Annotated in this window: 6 protein-coding genes and 2 pseudogenes; 5 read left to right on the top strand and 3 right to left on the bottom strand. The window is 46.7% G+C overall.

The annotated features are described in order from the left end of the window. The 4 genes and pseudogenes from NDI34_RS27530 to NDI34_RS27515 form a co-directional block, all read left to right on the top strand. Positions 1-97 (top strand): annotated as a pseudogene (locus NDI34_RS27530) (IS5/IS1182 family transposase); the annotation flags it as partial. 46 nt (positions 98-143) lie between these two features. After that, positions 144-1,415 carry a DUF4419 domain-containing protein gene (locus NDI34_RS27525; RefSeq protein WP_348234419.1) on the top strand — a complete coding sequence of 424 codons (1,272 nt, stop codon included), beginning with the start codon at positions 144-146 and terminating at the stop codon, positions 1,413-1,415. 138 nt (positions 1,416-1,553) lie between these two features. Further along, the gene (locus NDI34_RS27520) at positions 1,554-2,198 is read left to right on the top strand and encodes a Uma2 family endonuclease (protein WP_348234418.1); all 645 of its coding nucleotides are present in this window, start codon (positions 1,554-1,556) and stop codon (positions 2,196-2,198) included. A gap of 505 nt (positions 2,199-2,703) precedes the next feature. Then, a complete protein-coding gene (locus NDI34_RS27515) occupies positions 2,704-2,982 on the top strand; it encodes a hypothetical protein (RefSeq protein ID WP_348234417.1) in 279 nt (92 codons plus the stop codon). A gap of 201 nt (positions 2,983-3,183) precedes the next feature. Here NDI34_RS27515 and NDI34_RS27510 read toward each other — a convergent pair whose 3' ends face one another. Continuing rightward, positions 3,184-3,519, bottom strand: coding sequence for a XisI protein (locus NDI34_RS27510; protein ID WP_190674961.1), 336 nt, complete (start codon positions 3,517-3,519; stop codon positions 3,184-3,186). Continuing rightward, positions 3,507-3,923, bottom strand: a complete 417-nt coding sequence (locus tag NDI34_RS27505) for a XisH family protein (RefSeq protein WP_190674958.1) — start codon at positions 3,921-3,923, stop codon at positions 3,507-3,509. The genes NDI34_RS27510 and NDI34_RS27505 overlap by 13 nt, the downstream gene beginning before the upstream one ends. An 873-nt stretch (positions 3,924-4,796) precedes the next feature. Here NDI34_RS27505 and NDI34_RS27500 point away from each other — a divergent pair. Further along, on the top strand, positions 4,797-5,729 hold the full coding sequence (locus NDI34_RS27500) for a cytochrome P450 (protein WP_348234416.1): 933 nt from the start codon (positions 4,797-4,799) through the stop codon (positions 5,727-5,729). Between the two features lies 1 nt (position 5,730). Here the strand turns inward: NDI34_RS27500 and NDI34_RS27495 are convergent. Next, a pseudogene (locus NDI34_RS27495) lies at positions 5,731-5,827 on the bottom strand (IS5/IS1182 family transposase); the annotation flags it as partial.

The raw sequence follows: 5,827 nt of genomic DNA, 5'->3' as shown, positions 1-5,827 counted from the left end.
AGAACAATACCGCAATCGTCGTCGGCGATTTGGATTCCGTTTCAACCTCATTGCCGCGATCGTTAATATTGAACTGCTCCGTTCCCAATCTGCCTGATTCACGCAAGAGGTCTAATCATGCCGAAGAGTTGCGATCGCGTTTTGTGGGTCATTCAGGCAAGCTGGAGTTAAAGGTTGAGACTCAAAAACTCGCTCAACCGAGTGACTGGGCTGAAGTGATTGAACAATGGTCAGAACGCATTCGTCACAATGTTCAGCCCGATATTCACTCACTCATGGTGTGCAACTTCAGCACCACTACATCCATCATTCAAACCGCAAGTCAGGTGGTGATGATGGATGCATTGCAGCAGTATTTTGATTATATAGTCCGTGGCATTTGCGGCATTCCTTGGATTACAGTGCGCGGAATAGAAGCCGACTGGCGCAGTATCCGACACCGGGTTGAAGCGATCGCTGCTTACGATTTGGGTTGGTGGACAGAACGGCTGTTGCCAATTTGTGACGCTTTGATTGACACTGTTGCTGGTAGACCTCCACTGAAATTTTGGCAGCACATTTACAAACCAAAGGAGATATACGGTGGAGAGGTGATTACAGGATGGTTAGCCGATCTATTTCCCTACATTAATCATTCCGTCACCCATGCGCCTACACAAAAGAATCCGATTCTAGATATCCCTCGTGCAGAACTCACGGTCGAGGACGGAATCTCACCAACAGTATTACCCACGGGACTCTCTAAAGCACCAATCGCACTCGTTACCCCTAAAGGAAAAGCTGATTTAGAAGTGGTTGCAGGCTTTATTGGAGTTCGGCAACAAGATAGCTATCTCCAACCGGAAATCGGCTGGGCAGTACGGAAGCAAGATCGATTTCTCAAGATGCTAACCATCCTAGAGCAAAAACCTAGTATGCGATCGCCAATTGATTGGTCAGACAATCAAAGCCAACCGGAAATGCCAAAGGAACTGATTCAACTCCACAGCCATTTCGACGGTGGCACAATTTTTGCTCAAAGTGAATATCCTTGGCACATTCGGGCATTAGAGGACTATACTTATCACGAGTTGACAGGTACTGACAAACCATTCACTGGTTTCATCGATATTAAGGGCGATCAGTTCACTGGTTTCATGGATATTGAGGGCGATCGCTGCATTGCCTACGGTTATGTACGCCGCCTCAACAGTAGAAATCGCCTTTGGGAATGGTGGGTCATTGTAGGCAAACTCGTTTGTGAAGGAACCGATCCAATTTTTGGGCGAGAAGTTTGGGCATTCACAACCGAAGACGTAAAGGTAATTGCCAATGGAATTCCGCAACTGTTTGAACGGATCGCGAAAGCTAAGGGACAATACTACTTTGACGATCCTGACTTCCAACCACATGATTCATTGTCGGCATCCAGATAGTTTTGGCATCCGATTCAATGGCATAACTGACTCTGATAGGTGCGATCGCGCATTCGCCTAAGCAGCCCCATTCCCCTATATAAAGGCAATTTCACAAGTGCTAGGATTGCCAGTAAATGCGCTCAATTCACATACCCTGTGTCCACATCCATACCATCTGATACACTGAATACCCAAACCATTGCGGCAGTACCAACAGAACCCGTTTGGCGTTTGAGTGTTGAGCAGTATCACCAGATGATTCGTCTTGGCATCCTGAGCGACGACGATCCGGTAGAGCTGCTGGATGGATGGTTGGTCTACAAAATGCCGAAAAATCCGCCCCATCGTGCGACCACAAAACTGACTCGAAATGCTTTAGAAGCCGTCATTCCAGAAGGCTGGTACGTCGATACCCAAGAACCTATCACCCTAGCAGATAGTGAGCCAGAGCCAGATGTGGTGGTCGTTCGGGGAAATACCCGCGATTACCTCGATCGTCATCCCGGTGCCTCTGACATCGCTCTGATTATTGAAGTTGCCGACTCTACCCTAGAGAGCGAATGTCCTGGGGACACGCTTCGCGAACGCACCTCAAAACAGCGTCTCTACGCTCGTGCAGGGATTCAGATTTACTGGATTATCAACCTCCCAGAAAAGCAGATTGAGGTCTATACCGAGCCTGTTGTGACATCCGAATCCATCTACCAGCATCGTCAAGATTATCAACTTTCTGATGAAGTGCCTGTTGCGATCGCAGGGCAAATTATCAGCCGTTTATCTGTGCTGGACTTGCTTCCTTAAGTGCTGATGGCTGATTGGGTTTAAGTAGAAAAATGGTAGCTGACAGAGGAAAATTCGTGAACCTAATCGATAGGCGATAGGCGATCGCATTAAACTTGAACGGTTCCACGCTCTCTACAAGCGCGCTAAACTGCTAGGAGCGCCGTAGTAGACAGTTAAGCGTCTAGATACTATGGATCTGAATGAAGAGGAACCAACTTGTCAAGAGATTGTGAACTACTGGGCTAGCCGTGAAGATGAGGCTGGATTGGCAGTCGACTGGGCTGAGGCACACGAGCGATGCTGGCATTGCGGCTACAAATCACGACTACAAAAATGCCATATCATACCAAAATCACGACGTGGGTCACTGTCCGTCGACAACTTGGTTCTTTTGTGTCGCCGATGTCACCGTGAAGCCCCGAACTCCACCGATCCTCGATTTATGTGGATCTGGCTTCGAGCTACCTGTGTTCCATTCTACGACCTGTTTTTGCTTGTTCGTGGATTTCATGAATTTGAGCGAATGTTCGGTCGTCCACCGTTTGTTGGACTGAACCCTGCCATTCTTCAGTCAGCAGAGGCTCAACAGATCGTAAATGAAGAGCTGAATAACACCATCGTTCACTACGGAGAGGGCAGACGAAATCCGGCAACTCTTGCTTGCATACTTGCGCGTGTTGAAGAACGCCTTTCTGAAACGCGGCTTGAGCCAATAAACCGATTGCAGGATTGTATGTACCTTTTGCCCCTTATCCTTTACACCGATCTGGGGAAATGGTTGATCGAGATGCCCAAAACGTAAAACCGGGGGTTAACATTATGTTGCGACCGAGCTAGTAGGATAGGCACTGCTCACCAAAACCTCTGATTAGTCACGCTGCGATCGCTGCCAAAACTTCACGTAAAAACCATTGCAACCCTGAGCAGTCGGTAGCATCACCATATCCAGGTTGTCCAGATCGGTAGAGCAAGCAGGGTGGTAGACGAGGGATGGCAGGAGCGATTAAGCAACTCCATACCCTGTGTACGGACGCTTATACGGCGGATGTAACCCCAGGACAATATCCTCCTTCGGCACCCCCATGTTTACTAATTCGCGCGCAATGTCCACTTCAGTCATATTGCGCTGAATCCAAATTTTGTCATCCTTAATATCCAAATGGATGAAACAGTTGTAAACCCGCTTCAGTCCTTCCCAGCCAACATCCAGCAACTGATAGTGGTCATGTTCCGCATCAAAAGCAAGCTGGCACTCAATGTCTGGATTACGCTCTTCTAGCGTCGCCTGTTCAGTTAACAGTTTACGGACGCATTCGCGGTAGTGTTCTAATCTTTCCATTCGATAACTACCTCCTTGCTTGGATCGTAAACGACGAGCTTTAGTTGATAAATCTTGACCGCTTCTTGAACAAACCGCTCTTGAAAGAAGGAGTCAAATGTATCAAACGGTATCGCTAAATACAGCGTCCTGTCTGGGTCACGCATTTGTAGGGCAAGCCGATAGTTCAAAAATTGACCCAAGGCTACATGAAAGTCAGCGATCGCAGAGTTGCTCAAAAAGCTTTTGACTTCAACTGCGATTTTTCGCCCCGCCTTCTCAGCCGCAAAGACCTTTTCTGCTGCTAAGTCAATCTCAAACTTCACGCCCTCAATTTTAATTGTCAGAGGATCTGCCGTAATCGTCCACTGCTCCTTTAGGAGTGCCTGTTTCACCGCATTATGGAATAAGTCTTTGGCAGCCATTTCTCCTCACCCAGCGTCTCGCCCCATCTTACAGCGATGACTCAATCTGCGTAGCGCATTGCATAACGCTAATTAGTCACGCTGCACCATCGCCAAAACTTCATTTTGAAACCATTGCAAAGATTAGCAGCAGATAGTCTGACTCTATCCAAGCTTTGTCCAGATAGGTAGAGCAAGCAGGACGGATAGCAGGAGCGATCGCACCTCGGCTATTCACTCTTTCTTTCTATTGAGAGCTTTCTCTGTCCCTAGGTGGATTAGGCAATTCGTAACTCTTCACTACGATCCCAGTAAATTGAACTGTGTAAAGCATCAGAAATTAAATCAAGGTAGGAAAATAGAATGCGAATCTTCTTTTGGGTAACTTTGTCTTTTGTCAGTGTTGGCGCGATCGCGCTTCTGCTTCAACCTGTTATTGATGTTCATTGATTTAGGTTTTTTTCCCAAAAAAAGACTAATCGATAGTTTACTTTAGCCCTTTCGATGGAAGGGCTAATTTTTATTTATTATTCTGTCCCAAAGTCTTACCTTAACTAGCTTGCTTTTGTTAATGACTATTGCTTACGCTGGTGCTGACCTGCACTTTTGCAGACGAGGGATGGCAGAAGCGATCGCAAAGCGTGTCCCCAGGACTTCGCGCACACGTGTAAGTGCCATTTGATTTAGGACAAATTTGTTTTAGTTAAAATTTAGATAGGCGCTCTTTAAGAAAAAGTAGCGATCGCTCTAACAGTCAATGTTCCATCAGGTAAGGCTTGAAAGTTGCTCTTAACAGCTCAAACTCAACCAAAACCGAGATGGTAACTACCTTTCGGCATGAGCAGCCATAAAACCATTTGATTATCCCTAAAAGCATTTTTAACCGATTTGTTTATGCCCGCAGTACATTTACCACCTGGCCCTAAAGGTCATTTTCTTGTAGGTCATCTTCCAGAAATAAACCGCGATCCACTTAAGTTCTTGAGCAAATGTGCTAGAGAGTATGGCGATCTTGTTTGCTGGCAGTTTGGGCCATTTCCAGCTTTTTTAGCCAACCATCCCGACTTGATCGAGCAAGTATTGGTCACTCAATACCCCAACTTTGTTAAAAGTAGCGTGTACCGACGCGGACTGCGCGTTGTAGGGAACGGCTTACTGACCAGTGAAGGCGACTTTTGGCAGCGTCAACGCCGTTTGGTTCAACCAGCTTTTCATCAGGAACGAGTTGTCGCCTATGGGAAGGTAATGGTTGACTATACTGAGCAATTAATTGACCAATGGCGCGATGGCGAAATCCGCGATATTCATCAAGATATGATGTTGCTGACCGAAGAAATTGTGTCAAAAACACTGTTTGATGTTGATATTAAAGATGAAGCGGAAGGAGTGCAGGCGGCGCTAAATGCAGTGATGGATTTTAATTCCAATCTTGCTAATCAATATTTCCTTCCTGGTTGGGTGCCTACTCCTAGTAACTTACGCTACCAACGAGCAATTGAAAAATTGGATGCGATTGTCTATCGCATTATTAACGAGCGACGAGCTAGCGGTAAGGACACAGGCGATTTACTCTCTTTATTGCTTCAAGTGCGGGATGAATCTGATGGAACTGGGATGAGCGATCGCCAAGTGCGAGATGAAGCAATGACTCTATTTTTGGCGGGTCACGAAACGACTGCTAACGCCATGACATGGACATGGTTTCTACTTGCACAGCACCCAGAAATAGAAGCGAAATTGCAAGAAGAATTGAAGAGGGTGTTGGGCGATCGCGCACCCACGGTTGCCGATTTACGTCAGTTGCCTTACACAAGACCTCTTGCGTGAATCAGGCAGATTGGGAACGGAGCAGTTCAATATTAACGATCGCGGCAATGAGGTTGAAACGGAATCCAAATCGCCGACGACGATTGCGGTATTGTTCT

Origin of the sequence: Trichocoleus sp. DQ-U1, from assembly GCF_039961925.1 — a bacterium.
Classification (GTDB): Bacteria; Cyanobacteriota; Cyanobacteriia; order Cyanobacteriales; family FACHB-T130; genus FACHB-T130.
The sequence above is the reverse complement of the archived record's forward strand: the minus strand, read 5'-3'. Positions and strand labels throughout refer to the sequence as shown.

What these genes read in the sequence shown, in the direction of transcription:
- NDI34_RS27505 (WP_190674958.1), bottom strand. Translation starts at nt 3,923, where the DNA reads ATGGCTGCCAAAGACTTATTCCATAATGCGGTGAAACAGGCACTCCTA.
- NDI34_RS27510 (WP_190674961.1), bottom strand. Translation starts at nt 3,519, where the DNA reads ATGGAAAGATTAGAACACTACCGCGAATGCGTCCGTAAACTGTTAACT.
- NDI34_RS27500 (WP_348234416.1), top strand. Translation starts at nt 4,797, where the DNA reads ATGCCCGCAGTACATTTACCACCTGGCCCTAAAGGTCATTTTCTTGTA.
- NDI34_RS27515 (WP_348234417.1), top strand. Translation starts at nt 2,704, where the DNA reads ATGTTCGGTCGTCCACCGTTTGTTGGACTGAACCCTGCCATTCTTCAG.